Origin of the sequence: Pseudarthrobacter sp. TAF60_1 (assembly GCF_052113505.1) — a bacterium.
Taxonomy (GTDB): Bacteria; Actinomycetota; Actinomycetes; order Actinomycetales; family Micrococcaceae; genus Arthrobacter.
On the sequence record NZ_JBFRDI010000011.1, the window covers coordinates 60624 to 84407 of the forward strand.

The 23784-nt window shown below is 66.1% G+C and carries 23 protein-coding genes; 12 read left to right on the plus strand and 11 right to left on the minus strand.

Annotation, left to right across the window (positions count from 1 at the left end; all coding sequences use genetic code 11):
• Positions 1-16 precede the first annotated feature (16 nt).
• Positions 17-562, minus strand: coding sequence for a TspO/MBR family protein (locus AB4Y73_RS13555; protein ID WP_441872385.1), 546 nt, complete (start codon positions 560-562; stop codon positions 17-19).
• A 141-nt stretch (positions 563-703) separates the two neighbouring features.
• On the opposite strand from AB4Y73_RS13555, the gene AB4Y73_RS13560 reads away from it, so the two are divergent.
• The 3 genes from AB4Y73_RS13560 to AB4Y73_RS13570 all read left to right on the plus strand — a co-directional run bounded on the left by AB4Y73_RS13560 (position 704) and on the right by AB4Y73_RS13570 (position 4729).
• The gene (locus AB4Y73_RS13560) at positions 704-1792 is read left to right on the plus strand and encodes a lipid II:glycine glycyltransferase FemX (protein ID WP_441872476.1); all 1089 of its coding nucleotides are present in this window, start codon (positions 704-706) and stop codon (positions 1790-1792) included.
• A 93-nt stretch (positions 1793-1885) separates the two neighbouring features.
• Entirely contained in the window at positions 1886-3202 is a 1317-nt protein-coding gene (locus tag AB4Y73_RS13565) for a peptidoglycan bridge formation glycyltransferase FemA/FemB family protein (protein ID WP_441872388.1), read from the plus strand.
• Positions 3203-3241: 39 nt separating this feature from the next.
• Positions 3242-4729 (plus strand): threonine/serine ThrE exporter family protein, encoded by a 1488-nt coding sequence (locus AB4Y73_RS13570; protein WP_441872390.1) that lies wholly within the window; start codon positions 3242-3244, stop codon positions 4727-4729.
• Between the two features lie 54 nt (positions 4730-4783).
• On the opposite strand, the gene AB4Y73_RS13575 is transcribed toward AB4Y73_RS13570, so the two are convergent.
• Both AB4Y73_RS13575 and AB4Y73_RS13580 read right to left on the minus strand, forming a co-directional pair.
• Positions 4784-5623 carry a siderophore-interacting protein gene (locus AB4Y73_RS13575; protein ID WP_441872392.1) on the minus strand — a complete coding sequence of 280 codons (840 nt, stop codon included), beginning with the start codon at positions 5621-5623 and terminating at the stop codon, positions 4784-4786.
• Positions 5624-5637: 14 nt separating this feature from the next.
• Positions 5638-6408 (minus strand): uracil-DNA glycosylase, encoded by a 771-nt coding sequence (locus tag AB4Y73_RS13580; protein ID WP_441872394.1) that lies wholly within the window; start codon positions 6406-6408, stop codon positions 5638-5640.
• Positions 6409-6532: 124 nt separating this feature from the next.
• On the opposite strand from AB4Y73_RS13580, the gene AB4Y73_RS13585 reads away from it, so the two are divergent.
• From AB4Y73_RS13585 to AB4Y73_RS13610, 6 genes are all read left to right on the plus strand, one after another.
• Complete coding sequence (locus AB4Y73_RS13585) at positions 6533-6862, plus strand: DUF3263 domain-containing protein (RefSeq protein WP_441872396.1); 330 nt, start codon at positions 6533-6535, stop codon at positions 6860-6862.
• Positions 6863-6913: 51 nt separating this feature from the next.
• On the plus strand, positions 6914-7546 hold the full coding sequence (locus AB4Y73_RS13590; RefSeq protein ID WP_441872397.1) for a LytR C-terminal domain-containing protein: 633 nt from the start codon (positions 6914-6916) through the stop codon (positions 7544-7546).
• A 167-nt stretch (positions 7547-7713) separates the two neighbouring features.
• Complete coding sequence (locus AB4Y73_RS13595; protein ID WP_441872399.1) at positions 7714-7920, plus strand: cold-shock protein; 207 nt, start codon at positions 7714-7716, stop codon at positions 7918-7920.
• On the plus strand, positions 7917-9188 hold the full coding sequence (locus AB4Y73_RS13600) for an ABC transporter substrate-binding protein (protein WP_441872401.1): 1272 nt from the start codon (positions 7917-7919) through the stop codon (positions 9186-9188). Before AB4Y73_RS13595 ends, AB4Y73_RS13600 begins: the two co-directional genes overlap by 4 nt.
• 292 nt (positions 9189-9480) lie before the next feature.
• Positions 9481-11109, plus strand: coding sequence for a chaperonin GroEL (groL, locus tag AB4Y73_RS13605; protein WP_441872403.1), 1629 nt, complete (start codon positions 9481-9483; stop codon positions 11107-11109).
• 130 nt (positions 11110-11239) lie between these two features.
• Complete coding sequence (locus AB4Y73_RS13610; protein WP_441872405.1) at positions 11240-12169, plus strand: RNase H family protein; 930 nt, start codon at positions 11240-11242, stop codon at positions 12167-12169.
• 71 nt (positions 12170-12240) lie between these two features.
• On the opposite strand, the gene AB4Y73_RS13615 is transcribed toward AB4Y73_RS13610, so the two are convergent.
• The 7 genes from AB4Y73_RS13615 to AB4Y73_RS13645 form a co-directional block, all read right to left on the minus strand.
• Entirely contained in the window at positions 12241-12528 is a 288-nt protein-coding gene (locus tag AB4Y73_RS13615) for a WXG100 family type VII secretion target (protein ID WP_441872407.1), read from the minus strand.
• A gap of 108 nt (positions 12529-12636) precedes the next feature.
• Positions 12637-14169: a sensor histidine kinase gene (locus tag AB4Y73_RS13620; protein ID WP_441872409.1), complete on the minus strand. Its 1533-nt coding sequence runs from the start codon at positions 14167-14169 to the stop codon at positions 12637-12639.
• Between the two features lie 2 nt (positions 14170-14171).
• Positions 14172-14882: a response regulator transcription factor gene (locus AB4Y73_RS13625; protein ID WP_441872410.1), complete on the minus strand. Its 711-nt coding sequence runs from the start codon at positions 14880-14882 to the stop codon at positions 14172-14174.
• A 75-nt stretch (positions 14883-14957) separates the two neighbouring features.
• A complete protein-coding gene (locus tag AB4Y73_RS13630) occupies positions 14958-15458 on the minus strand; it encodes a DUF427 domain-containing protein (protein ID WP_441872411.1) in 501 nt (166 codons plus the stop codon).
• A 53-nt stretch (positions 15459-15511) separates the two neighbouring features.
• Positions 15512-17158 carry a DNA repair helicase XPB gene (locus tag AB4Y73_RS13635; protein WP_441872412.1) on the minus strand — a complete coding sequence of 549 codons (1647 nt, stop codon included), beginning with the start codon at positions 17156-17158 and terminating at the stop codon, positions 15512-15514.
• 13 nt (positions 17159-17171) lie between these two features.
• Positions 17172-19691 carry a helicase-associated domain-containing protein gene (locus AB4Y73_RS13640; RefSeq protein ID WP_441872413.1) on the minus strand — a complete coding sequence of 840 codons (2520 nt, stop codon included), beginning with the start codon at positions 19689-19691 and terminating at the stop codon, positions 17172-17174.
• Positions 19692-19701: 10 nt separating this feature from the next.
• Complete coding sequence (locus AB4Y73_RS13645) at positions 19702-19935, minus strand: hypothetical protein (RefSeq protein WP_441872414.1); 234 nt, start codon at positions 19933-19935, stop codon at positions 19702-19704.
• A gap of 225 nt (positions 19936-20160) precedes the next feature.
• On the opposite strand from AB4Y73_RS13645, the gene AB4Y73_RS13650 reads away from it, so the two are divergent.
• The 3 genes from AB4Y73_RS13650 to AB4Y73_RS13660 are packed head-to-tail and all read left to right on the plus strand — an operon-like array spanning position 20161 to position 22440.
• Complete coding sequence (locus AB4Y73_RS13650; RefSeq protein WP_441872415.1) at positions 20161-20544, plus strand: cold-shock protein; 384 nt, start codon at positions 20161-20163, stop codon at positions 20542-20544.
• A gap of 9 nt (positions 20545-20553) precedes the next feature.
• Positions 20554-21075: a DUF3027 domain-containing protein gene (locus AB4Y73_RS13655; protein ID WP_441872416.1), complete on the plus strand. Its 522-nt coding sequence runs from the start codon at positions 20554-20556 to the stop codon at positions 21073-21075.
• A gap of 45 nt (positions 21076-21120) precedes the next feature.
• The gene (locus AB4Y73_RS13660; RefSeq protein WP_441872477.1) at positions 21121-22440 is read left to right on the plus strand and encodes an MFS transporter; all 1320 of its coding nucleotides are present in this window, start codon (positions 21121-21123) and stop codon (positions 22438-22440) included.
• A 42-nt stretch (positions 22441-22482) separates the two neighbouring features.
• Here the strand turns inward: AB4Y73_RS13660 and serC are convergent, their stop codons facing one another.
• Positions 22483-23613 (minus strand): phosphoserine transaminase, encoded by a 1131-nt coding sequence (gene serC, locus AB4Y73_RS13665; protein WP_441872417.1) that lies wholly within the window; start codon positions 23611-23613, stop codon positions 22483-22485.
• Positions 23614-23784: the final 171 nt, after the last annotated feature.

A 23784-nucleotide genomic window follows, 5' to 3' on the forward strand; every position in this document is an offset into this window, starting at 1 on the left:
TGCCGGCTTCCCCTGACTAGTTGTTCAGCGCGGCCCAGAGGTTGAGGGACGACGCGAACACGATCCACGTGATGTAGGGCAGCAGAAGGAGCCCGGCAACACGGGAGATCGGGCCGAAGCGGACCACTGTCACGGTCACGGCGACGATCAGCGCAAGGATGATGGCAAAGGCCAGCCAGAGAGCGGCTGTGCCCATCAGCGGGTACAGGCTGAAGAAGGTCGGCGTCCACAGCAGATTGAGGACCAACTGGATTCCGTAGGTAACCAGGGCTGGCCGCGAGTCCGGGCGGTGGGGGCGCCAGACCAACCATGCCGCCACCGCCATGGCCGTGTACAGAAATGTCCAGACCGGCCCGAACAGCCAGTTGGGTGGTGACCACGGAGCTTTGTCGGCGTCGACGTACCACCCGTTCACATTAGCCACTGTGGAGAACGCCCCCAGCCAGGCGACGAAGGCGGAAGCTGCCAGGAAGATCGCGAGGGCGGCCACCTGAGGGCCGGCCACGCGTTTGGGACTGGCGCCGTCGGGGCTCGGGGCGGACTTTTCCGGCAGTTGTTCCATGTGTCAACCCTCGCGAAGCGGGGCCCGGCGGTCAAGCCACGTGTCACCGTGCTGAAACGGCCGGACCGGTTCAGGCTTTAGACTTGTGGCTACATGTCCGCACGCAGCCACGAGAACAGAACCCCGAACGAAACCCTGAGATTGGACACGGCCCCCTTGCGAGAATTCACCGCCCGCTTTGCCACAGCGGAGGAAATTGAGAACTGGGACAAACACGTCACGGCCAACCCCAATGGCGGCAACATGCTGCAGTCTGCGGCCTATGCATCGGTAAAGAACGGCAGCGGCTGGAGTGTCCGCTTCCTGGTCGTGGAGTCTGCCGGCACGTCCAGCTACAACCTGGTCCTGGAGAAGAAGTTCCCCATCCTGGGCCGTCTCTGGTACCTGATCAAGGGACCGGACCTGGACTCCGCCGCGGATCTTAAGCCAGCCCTCGAAGCCTGCGCCGCGTTCGCCCGGAGCCGCAAGCTCAACGTCTTCACCATCAAGATTGAACCGGACATCATTTCCTCGCCCGAAGCCCAGGCGCAGCTCGCCGCGGCCGGGCTGGTGAAGGCCCCCAACATCCAGTCCAACGACTCCACCGCGCTGCTGGACATCACCGCACCGGAAAACGAGGTGCTCCGCGCCATCTCGTCCCGGGCCCGGAACGCGATCCGCCGGGCCGAACGTGAAGGCTGCACGGTGGTGGAGCGCGAACAGAGCCCGGAAACGTACAAGGCGCTCTATGACCTGATGGCGGACACGGTCAACGCCAAGGGCTCTATGCCGTTGCGCAGCTACGAGTACTACGCCCAGTTCTGGGACGAGTTCTGCGACCGCGGCCAGGGCCGGTTTTTCTTCGTTTATGAGGACGGCAAGCCCAGCGTCGGTGCCTTTGTGATCAACTACGGTGCCAAGGCAACCTACAAGGACGGCGGCTCCACCCAGAACCGCAAGCAGTACGGGGATTCCCACTTGGTCCAGTGGGCGGCCATCTGCCGCATGCAGGAACTGGGCTGCACCGAATACGACTTCTGCGGCACCCCACCGGCGGCGCAGATCAAGGACAAGGCCCACAACCTGTACGGAATGGGCATGTTCAAGACGAGTTTCACCAAGACTGTTACAGACTTCGTCGGATGCCACGATTACGTCACCGCCCCGGTCCGGCACGCCCTGTGGGTCAAGGGAGCGGAGCGGATCTTCCGCCGGCTCGAAACCGCCCGCACCGGCCAGCAGTTCTACTGACACGCGTCGACAACGCGCACCCCACCACCCACACACAGACGAACGCCAGCTCATGCCCCAGCCGGCGGCGCAGCCACAGATGAGGTTATTTCCGTGAATCCAACCAAGGCAGGAGCCGGGCTCGAACTCGGCGTCATCAGCGATGCCGAGTTCGAGACCTTTGCGCTGACACACCCGCAAAACAACTTCATCCAGTCCGCTGACTTCGTCCGGTTCCAGCGGGCCCGCGGCCAAGTTGTGGAGCTCTTCGGGGTCAGGCGCGACGGCGAACTCGTCGCCGCCGGCAAGCTGAACTACACCACCAACCGCTTGGGCTACAAGGTGTGCGAGTGCGCCAAGGGCCCCCTCATGGACTACACGGACGCCACTCTGGTGGGTGACGTCGTCGGACTTCTCAAAGAGCGCGCCGCCGGCCGCAAAGCCGCCGAACTGCGGATCTCTCCGAACCTGCCGTACATCGCCCGCGATGAAGACGGTGCCGAGCGCCCCGAGGTCACGGACAACAGGCCCCTCGTGGCCGAGCTGGCGCGGCTGGGCTTTGAACACCAAGGCTCGGAGATGGACTTCGTCAACGTCAACTGGATGTTCATCAAGAAGCTCGAAGGCATCAAGGATGCCGAAGAGCTCATCATGAGCACCAGCTACCGGACCCGCAAGGCCATCCGCAAGGCCGAGAAAAACGGCGTGTTCCTCGAACAGGCCACCGCGGAAACCCTCGATGAGTTCTACAACGCGCTGAGCACCGCAGGAGACGAGAAGGGTTTCGTCTACCGGGAGCGCGAGTACTACGAACAGCTCCTGCGGACCACCTCGCCCGAGTTCACCAAACTCATGATGGCCAAGATCGACATCCCGGCGTACCGGAAGTCCATCACCGAACGCCTGGAAGCCGAATCCGCGGCTGCCGCCGAGCTGCGCCGTGAGGTCGAGGAGACCGGAAGCAAGAAGAAGGCCAACCGGCTGAAGGTGGTCCAGGACCTGGCGGACAGCTATGAGCGCAGCCTCAAGGACATCGAACGCTTCCCCGATTCCGTGGGCGTGGCCACCGTGGCTGCCATCCACTTTGTCTGCTTCGGCGACGAAGTGGTGTGCGTGATCGGCGGGACGGTACAGGACTACATCTACTTCAACGGCGCCACCTCCCTGTACTGGGGCATGATGCTCCACGGGCTGGAGAAGGGCTACGCCCGGTACAACTTCTACGGCACCTTCGGCATCGAGGGGCAGGACGAGGAAGGCCACGGCGGCTACCAGTTCAAGAAGGGCTTCGGCGGCGAAGTGGTCCAGCTCGTTGGCGATTTCGTGATGCCGGTCCGTCCGCTCGCCTTCCGGGCCAACAGACTGGCCCGCGCCGGCGTGGCGGCGGCCCGCACAGTACTCGGCAAACTGCCGCTGAAGCGCCAGGCGTAACACCAACCCAGCAAGCGTCAGCCAGGGAGGCGGACCAACGTGACCAAACGTCCGGAAGATTCCCGGGGCAGGCATCATACCGACGGCCTGCCTAAAACAGAGGCCCTTTCGCCGTCCCAGCTTCGCCAGGATGCCGCCGCGAAGAGGATGCTGCGGCGCCTGGTGCAGGGGGAGAACCCGCCGACGGCGCCACTGAGCATCGTGGACCGGCTCGCCGGGAGCCCCTACGCCAACCCCATGATCCAGGTGGGGGGCGTGGACACCTCCGCGCGCAAGACCCTGGACTTTGCCCTGCACCTTGCCGAGACCATGTTCCGGTACGGGGCGGGCGCGCTGGAAGTGGAGACCAGCATCATCGCGGTCACTGCAGCGCTGGGGCTCAAGAACATCGAAGTGGACATCACCAACCAGTCGGTGGCCATCAACTACGCCCCCAAGGACCAGCCGCCCATCGCGCTGCTCCGGGTGGTGCGGTCCTGGACCAACAACTACGCCGGGCTGGCAAAAGTGCACCGCCTGGTGACGGACATTGTGGCCGGGGGAGTGGGCCGTGATGAGGCCATCCGCCGGCTGGACGAGGCCATCACCAGCCCCAAACCGTTCCCGCGCTGGATGGTCACCATGGCCTTCGGCGTGTTCGCGGCAGTCTTTGTGGGCGTCCTCGGCGGGGGCCCGGCGTCCTCGGCCATCGCCTTCGTGGCAAACCTCGGGGTCAGCCTCCTGGCCCGCCAGCTGGGCCGGTGGCGGGTTCCGGACTTCTTTACGACGGCGGCATGCTCCTTTGGCGTCACGCTCACCGCGCTGCTGTTGTGGCGTTTCGGCCTCACCAACGCACCGGCCATCGTGGTGGTGGGCGGCATCCTGCTGCTCCTGCCCACCGGACGCCTGGTCTCCTCCGTCCAGGACGCCATCAACGGCTTCCCCGTGACCGCAGCGGGCCGGTTCCTGTCCACGCTGCTGACTTTCGGCGCGATTGTGGCCGGGATCGCGGTGGCCTCAGTTGCGGGGGCTATGTCCGGGATGCAGACCATCGACGTTACCGAGACGTTCCCGCCCGCCTACAGTCTCTGGGTCCTGGTCATCTTCATCGCCGTCGCCGTGATGGCCATCGGCATCACGGAGCAGACATCGTGGGACCTGCTGCTGCCCACGGCAGGCGTGGGCGTGGTGGGTTATTTCGTCCTGCTGGGCGCCGGTTCCCTCGGCGTCGGTGACCGGTTCTCCCCGGCGCTCGCCGCCGTCGTGATCGGTCTGCTGGCGAGGGTGGTGGCACTGAAGATGGGGGCCCCGCAGCTGGTGGTTGCCGTTCCGGCCGCGCTGATCCTGTTGCCCGGCCTGACCATCTTCCGCTCCATGTACGTCCTGACGATTAAGGAATCCGAGATCCTGTTTGGGGCGGGCGGGATGCTCAACGCAGGGGCGATTGTGCTTGGCACAGCTGGCGGCATTGTCCTCGGCGATACGCTGGCCCGGCCCCTGACGCGCAGCCTGGCCAGCAACGAGCGGCGCCGCGCCCGCCGGCGGTAAGGCCGCCGGGTGCGGTTCACGCGGGGATTTATCGCCGCGCAAGGGCTTGCCGGCTCAGATCTTTCCGATGGGCAGCTTCTTCTCAGCCTGGAAATCGTCCTCTACCCGGCCCTTTGCCCAGTAGCCGGACAGGGAAACCTGGCTCCGCTCGAGGCCCCGCTGGTCGAAGAGCACGTTCCGCATGGCCTTCATGTAGCCGCGCTCGCCGTGGGCAAAAACGTCAACGCGTCCTTCCGGCCACTCGGCGTCGGCCACTGCCGAGACGAGGAGATGGCCCTCACCGGCGGGGGCGCCGTAGCGGCGGAGCCAGTTGAGTTGCACACCTGCCGGGGCCTCGACGGGCTGGACGTCAGCGTCGCTGTCCACCTCGATGAATGCCAGGCCGCGGGCGTCCGCGGGTAGGGATTCGATGACCGCGGCGATGGCCGGCAGGGCGGCCTCGTCCCCGGCAAGGAGATACCAGTCGGCGTCGGGCGAGGGGTTGTAGCCGCCTCCGGGGCCAGTGAAGGTGAAGGAGTCGCCGGGCTTCGCGGTGGCCGCCCAGGGCCCTGCCAATCCTTCGTCCCCGTGGATTACAAAGTCGATGGCCAGTTCCTGGGCTGCCGTGTCCACCCAGCGGACCGTGTAGGTGCGGGTGAAAGGCCACTGCGCCCGCGGCATGGTTTCACGGATGGTCCACAGATCCAGTGGCTGGGCGTACTCAACGCCGGGCTGCGGGAACACAATCTTGACGTAGCGGTCCACGAAGGCGTTGTTCACGTAGGTGGAAAACCCCGGGCCGCCCGCCACGATCCTGACCATGTGGGGCGAGAGTTCTTCGCGCCGGATCACCGTGAGGTCAATCTGCGGACGGGTGTTCTTCGTTGCGCTCGTGGCGGCCGGGACAGTGCTCATAAGGCAACCCTAAGCTAAACAACCTGGGGGAGCTCCCAGGTTACGCCGGACGAGCCCTGTTCCAGCAGCAGCTTATTGATGGCGCTGAAAGGCCGTGAGCCGAAGAAACCGCGCGACGCCGACAACGGGCTCGGGTGCGCACTGGACACTACCGCCGCGCCCGAGAGAAGCGGCCGGACTCCCTCGGCATCCCTGCCCCAGAGCACGGCCACCAGCGGCGGCCTCCCGCCGTCGGCCGTGCGCCGGTTGGCAACCGCGGTGACTGCCGCCGTCGTAATTGCCTCCCAGCCCTTACCGCGGTGCGAGCCCGCGGCACCCGCCCGGACGCTCATGACCCTGTTCAGCAGCAGGACGCCCTGGCTGGCCCACGCGGACAGGTCGCCGTGGACGCGCGGCGGGATGCCGAGATCGGACTCCAGTTCGCGGTAGATGTTCGCCAGGCTCCGGGGAATGGGTCGGGTCCGCGCGTCGACGGCGAACGAGAGGCCTACCGCGTGGCCGGGCGTCGGATAGGGGTCCTGGCCCACGATCAGGACCTTGACGTCAGACAGCGGCTGCCTGAAGACGCGCAGAACGTTCGACGGCGCCGGCAGCACTTGGTGCCCCGCGTCCACCTCTGCGGCCAAAAACGTGAGGACGCCGCGCAGCTCTGTTTCCACCGGGCCCAACGCGTCCGCCCAGTCAGGAGCCATCAGCTCCCGGAGCGGCATTGCAGCCAGCGCGGCGAAACCAACGGCGTCAGCAGGCTCCGGCGCCAGCTCGAACAGGGCATCAGATTCAAACACGGTCCCATTCTCGCAGGGACGCCCTCCGCACCACGCGCTCCCGCGGCGGGCTGCAAATGACAAGCCTGTTATTTACGCCGTAGCATGGGATGAGATTTCAACCTCACCAGCGAAGGGACGTGCCGTGGCGGAGCCTGCTCGGGAACACCTGCCGGACGCCGCGCAGCGCAGCCCGCTGCTGGCTGACTTCACCCTTCGTGACTCCACGTTAAGCGAGCGCGACCAGCAGATGCTGGCTCTGGAACGGCAGTGGTGGAAGTACGCCGGCGCCAAGGAACAGGCCATCCGGGAGCTCTTCGACCTGTCCGCCACGCACTACTACCAGTTGCTGAATGCCCTCATTGATTCCGAGGCGGCGCTGGCCCACGACCCCATGCTGGTGAAGAGATTGCGTAGACTACGTACGTCGCGTCACCGGGCACGCACCGCTCGCCGCCTGGGTTCCGACGCCTGACTAACTTCGTGCTGAGCCATCAGCAGCAATCAACAAGGACGTCCCAGCACCATGACCAAATACGCTCGCGATGAATTCGACAAGGTACCGGAGACCGCCTCGCGGCAAGGCGTCCACCGCACGGCCTCGGCGCCCGCCCGGCGCAAGCTCTGGCCTGTCCTGGCGGTGGGGATCGCGGCACTGGCCATCGGACTTGTTTCCTTCCTGATTCTTCCCAAGCTCGGCTTCACGCAGGCCGGCGCTGAGCTGTCCACGAGCCTTGAAACGTCCGCATCGTCTCCAGCCAGCGCCGCTCCGTCGGCCAAAACGGAACCTTCCCCCAGCGCAGAGCCCTCGGCGAGCTCCGAGCCTTCCGCGAGTCCCGAGGCTTCGGCGTCCCCGTCCGCCACCGAAAAGCCCGCCGCCACCCTGAACAAGGCACAGGGCGTCGCCGTGTACAACGCTGCCGGGACCGGCGGGCTGGCCGGGCGGGTCAGTTCGGTGCTGCAGAACGACGGCTGGACGCTGGGGCAGGTCGGCAACTGGGCCGGCGCGCCGCAGCAGACGTCCCGGATCTTCTATGCGGGCGAGGCCCAGCGGGCCAACGCCGAAGCGCTCGGCACCCTGTTGGGTATCCCCACGTTGGTCAACAGCCAGGAGTTCCAGGTGCCCCTTGTGGTGGTGCTTGGGCCGGGCTACCGGTAACGCCGCGGTCACGCGTCCATAACGTTCAGACAGCCGTAGGCCGTGCGGCTCGGCCACTCCGACGCGTTGTGGCTAGAGTGATTTCAGGCTTCGGTCCCGTTCGCGGCACACGGCCGTACGCGGCTCACAGCGGGGTGGACCGTCGGCACTACGGAAAGAGTGGACACATGGCATTGGGAACCGTCAAATGGTTCAACGCCGAAAAGGGCTATGGCTTCATCACCGTGGATGGCTCCGGGGATGACGTCTTTGTGCACTGGTCGGCCATCGAAGGCGAGGGTTACCGGGCCCTCGACGAGGGGCAGCGGGTGGAGCTTGAAGTCGGCGAAGGCGAGAAGGGCCCGCAGGCCGAAAGTGTCCGGCCCGCCGAGTGAACCGCGGCAGCCTCCCCACAGCCATCCTCCGTAGCACCACAGCGGCGGCCCTCCTTCTGGCACTGGCAGGATGTGCCGGCGCCGCCGGGGGCAACGCCAGGCTGGACACCGTCGAAGCCTCCGGCGACGGTGCCCTGCGGATAGGCCTGATCCTGGACAACGCGGGGGAGCAGAGCTTCCTCAACGACGCACAGCGTGCTGCCGCGGAGGTTGCAGTCAAGGACATTAACGCTGCCGGCGGCCACAAGGGCAAGCCTGTTGAACTGATCATCGGGACCGGCGAAGATACCCGAGCGCAGGCCAGAAACCTCCTGGACAGCAAAGCCGACGTGGTGATTGGACCCACGGATTCCAGCCACGCGGCAGCAGCCATCGATGTGCTGTCCGCCGCCAGGACTCCGCTGATCTCGCCGGCGAATTCAGCCGCGGCCCTGAGCACGTACAAGAGCGGCGGCTACTATTTCCGGACCGCCCCAACTGACGTTGCCCAGGCCTCCGTACTGGTGAAACTGGCCAAGGACGGCGGGGCCAAGAACATAGCAGTGGTCCACCAGGACAGTGCCTATGGAATGGACGTCTCCGCCGCGGTTGCCGGTGCCGCCACGGCCGCAGGCCTGGAAACGGTCAGCACCTCGGCCTTCAAACCGGGCGCCGCGCAAAAGGCCGCCGCCGCAGCCAGGGCGGCAAAACCCGACGCCGTAGTGCTGATCGCCCGGGAGGACGCTCAGGGTGCCCTTGCGGAACTCAACAATGCGGGGCTGTCCGGCAGCAAGCTCATCCTCAGTGACGGTGCTTTCGCGCAGTATGGCCCGGGGCTCGGCTCGAAGGCCCTTGACGGGGCCCGCGCTGTGGTGCCCGGGGTGTTCCCTTCGGCCGCCTTCCAGGCGCGGCTGCTGGAGGTCAATCCGGGCTTGAAGGACCTGTCCTTCGCGGCCGAGGCCTACGACGCAGTGAACCTGGCGGCCTTGGCTGCGGCTGCGGCCGGTGACGACGCCGGCCGCTCCATCGCAGCCAGCCTGATCGCCGTATCCGGTGGTACTTCCGGCGGCCAGGATACCGGCCAGCCGGGCAAAGTGTGCCTGTCGTATGCCGACTGCCTTGCGGTTGTGAAGACGGGGGCAAAAATCAATTACGACGGCGAATCGGGGCCGGTTGCCTTCGATTCCCACGGGGATATCACCACCGCGAACTACATGGTCTTCACCTATGGCGCGGACAACAGGGCCGTGCTCACCGGCCGCGAAGCAGCAGGCCGCGCGGCGGGCTGATCGCCAACGGCGAACGGCCTCCAGCGGATAGACGGTTTCGGGGTGCATTCGCTTGCACTCTCACCTAGGGAGTGCTAATTATTGAGTTAGCACTCCTACGTACCGACTGCTAAAGCAACGTCCGGCATCCGCCGGTTGCGGAGCTTTGGCACCGGGCATGGAGCGAGAGAAACACCTAGCTGGAGTGAGATCCCCAGCCGCGGCATACAGAGGCCGCGGTCAAAGATCGTCCGTCGCGGGCACTGCAGTGAGGTTCATTCTTAACGACTGTCCCGAAAGGACTACTGCCGTTATGGCCAAGATCATTGCATTTGATGAAGAGGCACGCCGCGGTCTTGAGCGGGGCCTGAACATCCTCGCCGACGCCGTCAAGGTCACCCTCGGCCCGCGTGGCCGCAACGTCGTCCTCGAAAAGAAGTGGGGCGCCCCCACGATCACCAACGATGGTGTATCCATCGCCAAGGAGATCGAGCTGGACGATCCCTATGAGAAGATCGGCGCAGAGCTGGTCAAGGAAGTTGCCAAGAAGACTGACGACGTCGCTGGCGACGGCACCACCACGGCAACCGTGCTGGCCCAGGCCCTGGTCAAAGAAGGCCTGCGCAACGTTGCAGCCGGTGCTGACCCGCTGTCCCTCAAGCGCGGCATCGAGAAGGCCGTAGAGGCCGTCACCGTTGAGCTGCTTGCCTCCGCCAAGGAAATCGAAACCAAGGAAGAGATTGCGGCCACCGCCTCCATCTCCGCCGGTGACGATGAAATCGGCGCCCTGATCGCCGAAGCCCTGGACAAGGTGGGCAAGGAAGGCGTCATCACGGTCGAGGAGTCCAACACCTTCGGCCTGGAGCTGGAACTCACCGAAGGCATGCGCTTCGACAAGGGTTACATCTCCGCTTACTTCGTGACCGACACCGAGCGCCAGGAAACGGTCCTTGAGGATCCGTACATCCTGATCGTCAACTCCAAGATTTCCAACGTCAAGGAACTGGTTGCTGTCCTGGAAAAGGTCATGCAGTCGTCCAAGCCGCTGCTGATCATTGCCGAGGACATCGAGGGCGAAGCCCTGGCCACGCTGATCGTCAACAAGATCCGCGGCACGTTCAAGTCTGTTGCCGTCAAGGCTCCGGGCTTCGGCGACCGCCGCAAGGCCCAGCTGGCCGACATTGCTGTCCTCACCGGTGGCCAGGTCATCGCCGAGGAAGTCGGCCTCAAGCTGGAGACCGCCGGGCTGGAACTCCTGGGACGCGCCCGCAAAGTTGTTGTCACCAAGGACGAGACCACCATCGTTGAAGGTGCCGGCGACGCCGACCAGATCGCTGGCCGCGTTTCCCAGATCCGTGCCGAGATCGAGAACTCCGATTCGGACTACGACCGCGAGAAGCTGCAGGAACGCCTGGCCAAGCTGGCCGGCGGCGTTGCAGTCATCAAGGCCGGTGCCGCAACCGAAGTTGAGCTCAAGGAACGCAAGCACCGCATTGAGGACGCCGTCCGCAACGCCAAGGCTGCTGTCGAAGAGGGCATCGTCGCCGGTGGCGGCGTTGCACTGATCCAGGCCGGCGCCAAGGCGTTCGCCAACCTGAACCTCACCGGTGACGAAGCAACGGGCGCCAACATCGTCCGCGTTGCCATCGACGCTCCGCTGAAGCAGATCGCCTTCAACGCCGGCCTCGAGCCCGGCGTTGTGGTGGACAAGGTCCGCGGCCTGCCCGCAGGCCACGGCCTGAACGCAGCAACCGGCGAATACGTCGACCTGCTGGCCGCCGGCATCAACGACCCCGTCAAGGTAACCCGCTCTGCCCTGCAGAACGCGGCTTCCATTGCCGGCCTGTTCCTCACCACCGAGGCCGTCGTGGCCGACAAGCCGGAGAAGAACGCTCCGGCCATGGGTGGCGGCGACGAGATGGGCGGCATGGGCGGCTTCTAGCCCCCATTTGCCCCAGGCAAGACGCACCACAGCAACACGCACGACGGCGGTCCTCACCAAGGGTGGGGGCCGCCGTCGGCCGTTAACCCCACGCGTTAAGGGTGCGCCGGAATTCTGGCAGGATGGAATGGTGACAATTACAGCAGCAGCCGACGGTTCGGCTTTAGGAAACCCGGGCCCGGCCGGCTGGGCATGGTACGTCGACGACGAGTGCTGGCGGGCAGGGGGATGGCCGCACGGCACCAACAACCAGGGTGAGCTGATGGCCGTCCTTGACCTGTTCCGCGCTACCGCCCATGTTCCCGACGAGCACCTGAGGGTCCTCTGCGACAGCCAGTACGTCATCAACTCGATCACCAAATGGATGCCGGGCTGGAAACGGAAAGGCTGGCGAAAAGGTGACGGCAAGCCCGTCATGAACCTGGAGTTGCTCAAGGAACTGGACCGTGAACTCGCCGGCCGCAAATACACGTTTGAATGGGTCAAAGGCCACGCCGGGCATGACCTCAATGAGGCAGCCGATGAACGCGCCCGCGCGGCAGCCACCGCCTACCAGCAAGGAGTCGCGGCCCGCAGCGGCCCCGGATTCGCCGGTGCCCCCGCAGCAGCGCACCCGTCAGATGCGGACCCCTTGGGCCAGGCATCCTTTGAGGAGCCCGACCTCTTCAGCGAGCTTGAGGCCGAGGCATTCGACGAGGCGGAGGCCACCGGGGCAGAGCCAAGTCCCGAAGCGATCGTCGAGGCCCTCGAGCGCGAGCTGGCCGGCCCGGAGGTCAGGGGTGACATTGGCCGCACCGGCGTCCTCCTGCACCCGGACTTTATGGAGATCGGAAGTTCAGGCAGAGTCTGGACCCGGGACGCCATGATGATGGCACTGGAAGAGGACCCGGGACACCATAGGGAGCTCGAGATCCTGGGCGCCGACCGCATCGGCCCCAGCGCGGTCTTGCTGACGTACCGAAGCTACGCGCGCTCGGGCACGGTTCTCCGGAGCTCCCTGTGGGTGCTGGATGGCACCAAATGGCGGCTCAGGTTCCATCAGGGGACACCCGAGGCCTGACGGCACAGCTGCAGCGGCCGTCCGAAGCCTGACGGCTCAACGGCTCGGGGGGACTGGGCCAACGCAACTGCTCAGCTGAAGCGCTGCGTGTTGCCCTGCTCGGCCTGGGCATAAGTGTTCGCCGCAGATGCCAGCGCCGTGTTGATGGATGCCAGCGACGCCTCCACCTTGCCCTGGGTCAGGGTCCACTCGGTGACCAGGGCCTGGAAGTTGGTGGCGGCGGAGCCCCGCCAGGTGGCCTGGAGCTCGTCCAGGCCGCGCTTCATGGTCTGCACATCGGAGCTGATCCGGTCCACTGTTGCTTTGACGTTGGCTGACTTGAGCTGGAGCAGTTCGGTGTCGACGGAAATAATGCTCATGGCTGATACCTCTCGATGTAGTGGGACAGTCTGCACTGCCCGCCCGGCTGCTCCGGGCCATTGCAACGAGCCTACGAAGGGGAGCAGCCGGCACGCCACGCCCGCTTGCTATATGTGGATAACCTTGCCGTCGCCCTGCCCGCCGCCCGCTGCGTCCCCGTCGTGCCGGTCGTCCTCATCGTGCCGGTCTGCCTGGTCCTCGTAGACGCCGTCAGGTTCATGACGGACGGGCAGGCTGACCACCAAAGTGGCACCGCCGCCGTCGGTCCTGGCCACCCTGACGGAGCCGCCGTGCGAACCCACAATGGCGGCCACAATCGCTAGCCCCAGCCCGCTTCCGCCGGTCTCACGGGTCCGGGAGGTATCCGCACGGTAGAAACGCTCAAAGACCTTGGCTGCTTCCTCTTCGGAGATGCCGGGGCCATGATCCCGGACTTCAATCACGGCGCGGGGTTGCCCGGCGTCGGACGTGCGGATGCCTACAGCCAGTTCGATGGGGCTGCCTTCGGGCGTGTAGCGCAGCGCATTGCCCACCAGGTTCCCCACCACCTGCCGCAGTTTGGCTTCGTCGCCCAGCACGGGCGCGGGCACGGCAGGGCCGCCGTCGAGCCCGGTCAGGGAGATGGGACGGGTCCGGTCGCTGGCCTGCGTGTCCACCACGGCATCGTGCGCGATGAGCTGCAGGTCAACAGGTTTCTGCTGGAGGGGGCGCTGTTCGTCCAGGCGCGCCAGCAGCAGGAGGTCCTCCACCATGGACCCCATCCGTTTGGCTTCGCTTTCGATCCTGCCCATGGCCATGGCCACATCCTCGTCGGTGGCCAGGGCACCGTGGCGGTAAAGCTCGGAGAAGCCCCGGATGGTCACCAGCGGGGTACGCAGCTCGTGGGACGCGTCAGCCGCGAACCGGCGCATCCTGGCTTCGGAGGCGGTCCTCGCGGCAAATGCCGTCTCGATGTGGGCCAGCATGGCATTCAGCGAGCTGCCGAGCCGGCCCAGTTCAGTGTGGGGGTTGTCGATGTCCACCCGCCGGGAGAGGTCCCCGGCGGCGATGGCAGCGGCGGTTTTCTCCACCCTGGCCAGGGGCCGGAAGGACCGGGACACCGTCCAGCTGGCGATCAGGGAAGCGAGCAGGAGGGTGAGCAGGCCGGCCCCGCAGATCACCAGGGTGGCATGTTTGAGCACGTCATCCACGCTCTGCAGCGGCAAGCCGATGACCACAACGGCCAGGCGCCCGCCGCTGAGCACTGTCACCGCGACAACACGCCAGTTCTGCCCGTCCGTGCCCCTCACCTGGTAGGGCTGGGTGCCCCGTTTCTGGGCCTCTTCCAACGAGATGCCGCTGATGTCCGGGCGGATGTTGGCGTCTCCGCCGAACGGGTAGGGCTCCTCGCCGGGAACGAAAAGAGTGAGCGAGTAATCGGTGGGGACCATCGGGTTGGGCGCCTGCAGCGGCGTAAACGAGCGCTGCTTGCTCGCGAGGTCGACGGCGGCGTTCAGTTTGTCATCCACCTGGCCCTGGAGATAGCTGTTCAGCAGCGTCAGCGTGCCTGCGCCGGTGGCGGTCAGGGCAACAATCAGCAGCGCCATGATGATGGCGACCAGCTGGGACCGTAGGGAGGCCGATTTCCACCGCTGCAGCAAGGTCAGCGCTTCTCTGCCGTCCGGAGCACGTAGCCCACGCCGCGCTTGGTCTGGATCAGGGCGGGGGCGTCCGGATCGATGTCCACTTTGCGCCGCAGGTAGGAGATGTAGGACTCCACGATTGAGGCGTCCCCGTTGAAGTTGTACTCCCAGACGTGGTCAAGGATCTGGGATTTCGAGAGCACCCGGTTGGGATTGAGCATCAGGTAGCGCAGGAGCTTGAACTCGGTGGGGGAGAGCTCGATGACGGTGCCGCCACGGCGCACCTCGTGCGCGTCGTCGTCGAGCTCCAGGTCATCAACCCGGATGACGGCGTCGTCGTCCAGCAGCGGCTGCGTGCGGCGGAGGACGGCCCGGATGCGGGCCACCACCTCGTCCAGGCTGAAGGGCTTGGTGACGTAGTCGTCCCCGCCCACGGTGAGCCCGGTGACCTTGTCCTCGGTGTCGTCCTTTGCCGTCAGGAACAGGACGGGGAAGTGCTTGCCGGAGGCCCGGAGCTTGCGGGTGACGGTAAATCCGTCCATGTCAGGCAGCATGACGTCCAGCACGGCGAGGTCGGGGGTATGCAGCTCGGCCGCGGCCAGGGCATCCCGCCCGTTGGCAGCTGAAACCACCTCGAAACCGGCGAAGCGCAGGGACGTGGACAGCAGCTCGCGGATGTTGGGTTCATCGTCAACTACGAGGAGCTTGGCTTCAGGACCGGTCTTCTTCATACTCCCATCATGCTCCCAGACTCTGTGAGTTTTCTGGACGTTTCCTGTGCTTTCGGCGAGGGTAGGCAGGCCGCATTACCAGCCGAGCGTCCCCGGTCCGCCCTTGAAGGGGCCGGTCACCTTGTCGGTGATCCAGCCGCCGTAGAAGCCCCCTTCCTGCGGGCGCACGCGTTCCCCGTCCACCTCACAGGCGGTCATTCGGCCCGGGTAGACGGCAACACGGTCAGCCAGGAGTTCGAACCCGGCCGCTGGCTCGGGGTAGAACCAAGCAGCACCCGTGGCCTCTGCACCGCCGGCGCGGACAGTCAGGTACTTTGCTGTGCCCTTGAATTCACAGAAACTGCTCCCCGCCACCGGCTCCAGGACGCCAGGGCTAAAGGCCGAGCGGGGCAGGTAATAGACCGGGGGATGGCTGGTCTCCAGCACCCGGACCGAGTCAGACGTGTCCACAATGAGCTGGCCGCCGAAGAATATCCGGATCCTTTCGCCGCTGGGTTCAACGCGGGGCGGCCGCGGGTAGTCCCACACCGATTCCTGGCCTGGGAGCGGAATGATTGGTTCGATTTTCTGGCGCATTCCTCCAGTGTGCGCGGCCGGCGGCCCATCCGCACGCACCAGCGCGGACCGAACTAGCCGGGCTGCTCCACATCCTTGGCATCCATGATGCGGTAGGCGTAGCCCTGCTCCGCCAGGAACCGCTGCCTCTTGGCCGCGAAATCCTGGTCCAGGGTATCCCTGGCCACCAGCGAATAGAAGCGGGCCGCCCGGCCGTCCTTCTTGGGCCGGAGCAGGCGCCCCAGCCGCTGGGCTTCCTCCTGCCGGGACCCGAACGAGCCCGATACCTGGATGGCAACCGAGGCCTCCGGCAGGTCGATCGAGAAGTTGGCGACCTTGGACACCACCAGGGTCTGAACCTCGCCCGCACGGAAAGCATCGAAGAGTTTTTGCCGTTCTTTGACCGACGTATCGCCCTTGATGACGGGGGCGCCGAGGCGCTCGCCGATCTCGTCCAGCTGGTCGATGTACTGCCCGATCACCAGCAGTTGCTCGCCCTGGTGCCGGGCCACTAACTGCTCCACGATCAGGGTCTTGGATTCCGACGTCGAACACAGCCGGTACTTGTCCGCATCCTCGGCCATGGCATACGCCACCCGTTCGTCCCGGGGCAGGTCAACGCGAACCTCCACACAGTCCGCGGGCGCGATGTAGCCCTGGGACTCGATGTCCTTCCAGGGCGCGTCGTACCGCTTGGGCCCGATGAGGCTGAAAACCTCGCCTTCCCGGCCGTCCTCGCGGACCAGGGTGGCCGTGAGGCCCAGCCGGCGGCGGGCCTGGAGATCGGCCGTCATGCGGAAGATGGGCGCCGGCAACAGGTGCACTTCGTCGTAGATAATCAGGCCCCAGTCGTGGCCGTCCACGAGCTCCAGGTGCGGGTAGAGGCCGCCGCGCTTGGTGGTGAGCACCTGGTACGTGGCGATGGTTACCGGCCGCACCTCCTTGACCGCGCCCGAGTACTCACCGATTTCGTCCTCCGTGAGCGAGGTGCGCTTGAGCAGCTCATCCTTCCACTGCCGGGCAGCCACCGTGTTGGTGACCAGGATCAGCGTGGTGGTTGAGCTGGTGGCCATGGCCGCGGCACCCACCAGGGTCTTGCCCGCACCGCAGGGGAGCACCACCACGCCGCTGCCGCCGGACCAGAAATTCTCTGTGGCGAGCTGCTGGTAGGGGCGCAGCTTCCAGCCGTCCTCGTTGAGGGCGATCAGGTGCGGTGTGCCATCCACGTAACCGGCCAAATCCTCGGCCGGCCAGCCGATCTTCAGGAGCAGCTGCTTGAGCTGGCCGCGCTGGGAGGAATGGACCACGATGGTTTCGCCATCGATCCGAGGCCCCAGCAAAGGCTGGATCTTCTTGGCCCGGATCACCTCCTCCAGCACCGGGTAGTCATCCGTGCGCATCACCAGGCCGTGCTGGGGGTCCTTTTCAAGCCGCAGCCGGCCGTACCGGGACATGGTCTCTTCGACGTCGATCAGCAGCGAGTGCGGCACCGGGAACCTTGAGTACTTCAGCAGGGTGTCCAGGACCTTCTCCGCGTCCAGCCCGGCGGCGCCTGCGTTCCAGAGACCCAGCGGCGTCAGCCGGTAGCTGTGCATGTGCTCCGGGGCGCGTTCCAGCTCGGCGAAGGGGGCGATCGCGTGGCGCGCCTCGGTAGCCAGTTCGTGGTCCACTTCGAGCAGGATGGTCTTGTCACTCTGGACAATCAGCGGGCCGTCGTTCACGTGGGGAAATCCTTCACTGACGCAGTTCCTCTGCGGCTTCGACATCGATGATGCGGTGGATGGAGAGCACACGCTCGGTTTCCTTGGCCGGATCGAAGACCCTGACCCGGCCGCCGCCTACGGAAAGGGGAACAACCGTTTCCAGGCTGGAATTCCCATGGCTGTCCACCACGTTCATGCTCACCAGCTGCTTGAGCCGGATGGCCCGCTGCAGGGTCTCGAGGCCGAGCTGGGTGGCTGCTTCGCCGGAGCCGATGCCGTTGCCGCTGCCAGGCTGGTTCCCGTTGCCGTCTGCCTTGCCCTCCGTCCGGCCGTCCGGCCTGCCGTTCCGCAGGACAGCCAGCTGGGCGGCCACATCATCCTCCGCAGGCGCAGTCCGCGGTGCAGTGTAGACGGGCCGGGCACTGCCGGGGGCGCTGGTGGTACGCCGGAGCCGGACCAACGCGGTGTCTGACTCTTCCACCGAGGGGGAGAATCCCAGTCCGCGCAGTACCTGGGCAGTCTCCCGGGGCGGGGCTGCTGAGATCAGGACTGTGGGTGCAATGCGGGCCAGTCCGAGGGCGGCCGCCCTCGATTCGGAAGCGAGCTCCAAGACCGTTGCCTCGTCATCGCTTTGGATAAAGCTGGCGGCTGTTCCCACCCGGAGGCGGCCGTGCCGGGACGCGGTGTCTTCCACGAGGTACTCGAGCGGCTGGGGCACCGCAGTGGCCGAATGTTCCCGAAGGAAGCCCAGCAGGCTGGCCGCGTCATGCCCGGCGTCGAGCGCCCGCCTGATGGAGTTGGCGGAGAACCGATAGATGGTGGCGGGGCCCTGACCTTCCGCGTCGGCCATCAACAGGAGCTTCTCGCTCAGCTCCGGAGCCAGATAGCCAGGGGCAACTGCCGTAAGGTCTGCCTGGAGCAGGACGTGGTTAACTGCGGCCGGCAGGTGTTCGCCCAGGATGTTCAAGGCTTCGTCCGGGTTGTCCTCGGCGACAGCGCTGCCCAACTGGCTCAGGGCGCCGGAGCCGATCAGCCCCAGCATCTCTGCCTCGGCCAACACCCCCTTGATCAGGGAACTGAACCGGCGGGCCATCCGGGGCTGCACCCATTCGGCTCGCTGCAGGACCGCGGCCGCGTCCAGGACCGGGGCTGTGCCGTCTCCTGAACCCGCCTCACGCGTGAGTTCGTTCAGTATCTCCAAGATCCGTTTCCTGACAACCGGGGCGTCGGGCCGCTGCGCCTCGGCGGAGAGGGCATTGACGGTGGTTCCGGCCACGCCGCGGTGCCCGGCGGAGGCGCCGACGGGCCCGCTGACGGGCTGCCCTACCAGCGAAGGCACCCGCTCACTCGCGAGCCAGGCGTTGACCAGCCACAGCCACTGCTCCTGCCGGGTGAGATCCAGCCATTCCAGCTGCGGCGGCTGCACCCACGTGGAGGAATCAACATCAAGTCGCAGCAGGCCCGACAGCGCACTCAGTTCCAGCAGCAGGCCGGCCTGGTGCTGGTCGATGCGCAAGGCCTCGGCCAGTCGCTTCATTTCCCGGACCCCCACTCCGCCGCTGCGCAGCGTGGCCAAAGGCTGGGCCCTGACCGCGTGCAGGAGTTCGCCCACCAGCCGAAGCGTTTCGGCGATGGCGCCCAGCGCTGCGTTCCGGCGCAGGGCAGCGGTGGTGCTGCCCAGCTCCGGCACCGGCGGCGCAAGGGTGAAATCGTTGATGATGGCACCGCCGCGCAGGGACAGCCCCACGCTGTGCGGCAGTTCCACGTGGGCGGCGTCGAGCGGGACGAGGAGTCCCCGCGCCAGCAGCCAGTCCACGGGCCCGACGTCGGCGCTTTGGTGTGCCACTGACGCTTTCCGTTGCGCCTGGGGGACGGCACCCATGGCCCAGTTACGGAATTTGGCGAGCAACGCCGTCGTCCGTTCCGGCGCTCCGGCCAAGGCCTGGGCGAGTGCCTCCGGTGAGGACGTCCAGTGCTGCAGCGCGAGCGCCGCCTCCATGGGCGTGGTGGCTTCCTGGATAGCCACACCGCTGTGGTGGAGCTCGGAGACGAGCTGGACTACCCGCTGGGCGAAGGCCGGCTGGAGCCGGACCAGTTCGGTGTAGCTGCGCCCCAGCCCGGCGGGATAGATGCCCACGACGTCCTTGAGGCACCCCACGGGCAGGTAGTAGCGCTGCCGATGCCCCGCTACCGGGGTCCCGTGCGGCGGCTCAGCCCTGTGGACCAGGGCCAGTTCCTGGAGCGAGGCCAGGATTCGTTCCACCGCCGCCACGGTGGACCCGGCAATGAGCTTCCGCACGCCCGCGGCCGAGGCACTATGGGCAGTGTCCGTGTTGGTGCACAGATGAAGCGTCTCCAGCACCTGCATTTGGGGTCTGTTCAGACGCTCCAGGGCGCGCTGGACGCTGACCCGGGCGCTGGCCCTGGCCGCCAGCGCGGGAAAGTCGGGGACCGGTGGGGACACCAGATCCGGCCGCGCTGCAAAGAGGGCCCGCAACGAGTCATCGCTGCGTGCCTCCAACTCTTTGCTGAGCGCGCGGATAAGGGACATCAGTCCAACGTTACAGCCCGCCGGACTTTCCCGCCCGGCGCCTGCCGGCCACGCTGTCCAGCACTAGGAAAAGCATCAGGAGGAAGGCTACGGGCAGTCCGTATAAGGCGGTGGACGTGACCCAGACCGGGGCGGCCACGCCCGCAAAAGCCATGGCCATTACCGCCCCCACTGCCACGAGGGAAAGGACGGCAACTACCGCTGCACAGATCATCAGTGGGCGCCGGTAACGCGAGGGTGTCATGCACGTAACGCTAACAGGGCGGCCGCCCGGGTAGCCGGATGGGCAACGGCGGCGGTGACGAACGTGACGACGGGCCGCTGAAAGCGGGAATCCGTCCGCGGCAGGATAACCTTGAAGGAACAGACCAACACGGTCCGTCGCTGTCATACCCTGAACCCGCATAACGGTGCGGATGCGGTGACTGCCGGCCGTGTCTCAAGACGCAGAACGAAGAAGGTTGATTACGTGCCTACCGGCAAGGTCAAGTGGTATGACAAGGAAAAGGGTTTCGGATTCCTCGCGGGCGAAGACGGCCAGGAAGTCTTCCTGCCCAAATCATCGCTGCCCGAAGGCGTTACGGAACTGAAGGCCGGCACCCGCGTTGAGTTCGGCGTCGCCGACGGACGCAAAGGCGCCCAGGCGCTGGGCCTGCGTGTCCTGGACAAGACCCCGTCCATCGCCAAAGCCAAGCGGCCCAGTGCCCGGGACCTGGCACCGCTGGTGCAGGACCTGGTAACCGTCCTGGATAACCTCTCCGGCACCCTGTCCGCGGGCAAATACCCGGAAGGCAACAAGGGCAAAGCGATCGCGGCGGCACTGCGTAAGGTTGCCGACGAGCTGGACGTTTAGGCCTTGGCGATGAACCCGGAAGCTGAACAGCCGGACACCACGGAAGTGGAGCAGGCAGGCGTCAAACCTGAGGCCAAACGCCGCGCCGGCGTGCCCGTGTGGCGGGTCGGCAAACCGGATGCTTTCCTCGCGGCCGCCGTCGACTTGGCGCGGGCCGCCATCGAGGGCATCACCGCGCCCTCGGACATCGGGGCCCATATCGCGGCCAAGAGCGAGGGCGACCGCCTGGTCACGCACCTTTTCGAATCCAAGCTGCCCGGCTACCAGGGCTGGCAATGGTACGCAGTGGTGACCAGGAACTCCCGCTCCAAGGTGGTGACCGTCAGCGAGCTGGGCCTCCTCCCGTCGGCGGACTCCATCCTGTCCCCGGAGTGGGTGCCGTGGGCCGAACGTGTCCGCCCCGAGGACGCACAGGCAATGGAGGAAGAGCCCGCCCAGGCCGACCCCGCACTGGATGAGGAACCTGCCGGCAATGAAGAACCGGACACGGACCAGCCCGGCGAACACGAACCTGTTGGCGAGGCTGACTAGGCAGTTGGTGACGCGCAGGGTTGATCAGCACGGAGGCCGGCCATGATGTCCACCTTCAAATCCCTGCACATCCTCAATTACCGGATCTGGTTCATCGGCGCCCTGGTCTCCAATATCGGAACCTGGATGCAGCGGACCGCCCAGGACTGGCTGGTGTTCGACCACCTGACCGATCACGACGCGGGCGCCATGGGCATCACCATGGCCCTCCAGCTGGGCCCCCAGCTGTTCCTCGCTCCCGTGGCCGGGCTCGTGGCGGACCGTTACAGCCGCAAACAGCTGCTGATCATGACCCAGTCTGTGATGGCGCTGCTGAGTACCGCACTGGGCGTCCTGGTGGTCCTCGGCGTCGGCCAGTTGTGGCACGTATATGGCTTTGCCCTGCTGCTGGGCATGGTGTCCGCACTGGATGCACCGGTCCGCCAGACCTTCGTTTCGGAGCTGGTCCGCGACGACTACCTCCCCAACGCCGTCGCACTGAACAGCGCCTCCTTCAACGTGGCCCGCATGATCGGGCCCGCGGTGGCCGGGGTCCTGACGGTGGCCGTCGGCCCAGGCTGGGTCTTCCTGATCAACACCGTCACGTTCCTGGCGATGCTCTTAAGCCTGTGGAGGATCCCGACGGCGTCTCTGCGGCAGCTGCCCCGCGCGGCGCCCGGCAAGGGGCGTATCCGGGAGGGGCTGCGCTATGTGCGGTTCCGGCCGGACATCGTGGTGGTCCTGGTGGCAGTCTTCATCGTGGGAACCCTCGGGCTCAACTTCGTCCTGTTCATCGCTGCCATGGTGGGCACTGAATTCGGGCTGGACGCCGGCGCGTTCGGCCTGATGAATTCGATCATGGCGATCGGATCCGTTACCGGTGCCCTGTTGTCCGCCGGCCGCGGGAAACCACGGTTACGGATGATCTTCGGCGCCGCCGCTGCCTTCGGCGTGACCTCCGGACTGGCCGCGCTGGCCCCTAACTACTTCTGGTTCGGGGTTGCGCTGGTGCCGGTGGGGCTGTTTGCGATCACCATGATGACCAGCGCGAACGGCTACGTCCAGACCACCACCGATCCGGTCATGCGGGGCAGGGTCATGGCCCTGTACATGGCCATCTTCATGGGCGGCACGCCTATCGGGGCGCCGCTGGTGGGCTGGGTCGCCAACGTCGCAGGGGGACGCTGGTCCCTTGCCGTCGCGGCCGCCTCCGGGATCACCGCTGCCCTGATTGGCATGGTGTGGATCATCCGTGCCCAACAGCTCCGGCTCACGTTCAACCGGCGTGCCCGCGGCCTGCGCCAGTTCCGCGTCGTCTCCACGTTGGGGGACACAGCAAACGGCGCCGCCCGGGACCAAAACCCGGACGACGCCGTCGAACGCTGACGCAAGTACGCCCCCGTACGGGACGCTCGCGCCGTGTGGAGGTTACTTGCGCAGTTTGCCCACCACGTAGTCGATGCTTGCCAGCAGGGCGGTAACGTCGTCCGGCTCGATGGCAACAAAGGTGGCGATCCGGAGCTGGTTGCGGCCCAGCTTGCGGTACGGCTCGGTGTCCACCACGCCATTGGCGCGCAGCACCTTGGCGATGGCCGCGGCGTCGATCGAGTCCTCGAAGTCGATGGTTGCGATGACGTTGGAGCGGTCCTCGGCCTTGGCCACAAACGGGGTGGCGTATTCGGAGGCCTCTGCCCAGGCGTAGATCCGGCCCGCAGAGTCGGCAGTGCGCTTGCTGGCGAAGTCGAGGCCGCCGTTGGAGTTCAGCCACTGCACCTGGGCGTCGAGGGTCACCAGCGTGGACAGCGACGGCGTGTTGTACGTCTGGTTCAGCCTGGAGTTGTCGATGGCGGTCTGCAGGTCCAGGAAGTCCGGGATCCAGCGGTCGCTGGCCTTGATCCGCGCGGCGCGTTCCAGCGCGGCGGGGGAGAAGAGGCCCAGCCACAGGCCGCCGTCGGACGCGAAGTTCTTCTGCGGGGCGAAGTAGTAGACATCCGACTCGGCAACATCCACATCCAGGCCGCCGGCCGCAGAGGTAGCGTCCACCAGGACCAGCGAGCCGTCGTCGGCGCCCGCGACCCGCTTGACCGGAGCAGCCACGCCGGTGGAGGTTTCGTTCTGCGGCCACGCGTAGACGTCAACGCCGGCCTCCGCCTGGGGCACCGGGCGGGTGCCGGGCTCGGACTTGATTATCGACGAGGCATCCAGGAAGGGTGCCTTGTTGGTGGCGGAAGCGAACTTGGAGCCAAACTCGCCGAACGAAAGGTGCTGGGCCTTGTTTTCCACCAGGCCGAAGGCTGCGATGTCCCAGAATGCGGTTGAGCCGCCCACGCCGAGCACCACCTCGTAGCCCTCCGGGGCACGGAAGAACTGGCTGAGGCCGTCGCGGACGGAACCCACCAGGTTCTTGACGGGCGCCTGGCGGTGGGAGGTTCCGAGGATGGTCCGGGATGCTGCTGAGAGTGCCTCAATCTGCTCCGGCCTGACCTTGGAAGGTCCCGCGCCGAAGCGTCCGTCCTTGGGCAGGAGATCGGCAGGAATAGTGATGCTGGTTTCGCTCACAAGGGCTCCAATTTCGGCATGGACGTGATGGGCGTCCGGGACGGTGGGGTGGCCGGCAGTCAGCGGCGACTGCAACGAGGGCCGCTTTTATTCTGCCTGAAACCTTGGATCTGGCGGCAACCGGGACCGTCATAGTCTGGTCAGTGAGACGATTGGGGATTATCCGGACAA

Excerpts from the sequence above, each read along its gene's own strand:
- AB4Y73_RS13640 (WP_441872413.1), bottom strand. The coding sequence starts at position 19,691 with ATGTCCCTTATCCGCGCGCTCAGCAAAGAGTTGGAGGCACGCAGCGAT.
- AB4Y73_RS13615 (WP_441872407.1), bottom strand. The coding sequence starts at position 12,528 with ATGAGCATTATTTCCGTCGACACCGAACTGCTCCAGCTCAAGTCAGCC.
- AB4Y73_RS13590 (WP_441872397.1), top strand. The coding sequence starts at position 6,914 with ATGACCAAATACGCTCGCGATGAATTCGACAAGGTACCGGAGACCGCC.
- AB4Y73_RS13595 (WP_441872399.1), top strand. The coding sequence starts at position 7,714 with ATGGCATTGGGAACCGTCAAATGGTTCAACGCCGAAAAGGGCTATGGC.
- AB4Y73_RS13630 (WP_441872411.1), bottom strand. The coding sequence starts at position 15,458 with ATGCGCCAGAAAATCGAACCAATCATTCCGCTCCCAGGCCAGGAATCG.
- AB4Y73_RS13575 (WP_441872392.1), bottom strand. The coding sequence starts at position 5,623 with ATGAGCACTGTCCCGGCCGCCACGAGCGCAACGAAGAACACCCGTCCG.
- AB4Y73_RS13645 (WP_441872414.1), bottom strand. The coding sequence starts at position 19,935 with ATGACACCCTCGCGTTACCGGCGCCCACTGATGATCTGTGCAGCGGTA.
- AB4Y73_RS13625 (WP_441872410.1), bottom strand. The coding sequence starts at position 14,882 with ATGAAGAAGACCGGTCCTGAAGCCAAGCTCCTCGTAGTTGACGATGAA.
- AB4Y73_RS13655 (WP_441872416.1), top strand. The coding sequence starts at position 20,554 with ATGAACCCGGAAGCTGAACAGCCGGACACCACGGAAGTGGAGCAGGCA.
- AB4Y73_RS13555 (WP_441872385.1), bottom strand. The coding sequence starts at position 562 with ATGGAACAACTGCCGGAAAAGTCCGCCCCGAGCCCCGACGGCGCCAGT.
- AB4Y73_RS13660 (WP_441872477.1), top strand. The coding sequence starts at position 21,121 with ATGTCCACCTTCAAATCCCTGCACATCCTCAATTACCGGATCTGGTTC.
- groL (WP_441872403.1), top strand. The coding sequence starts at position 9,481 with ATGGCCAAGATCATTGCATTTGATGAAGAGGCACGCCGCGGTCTTGAG.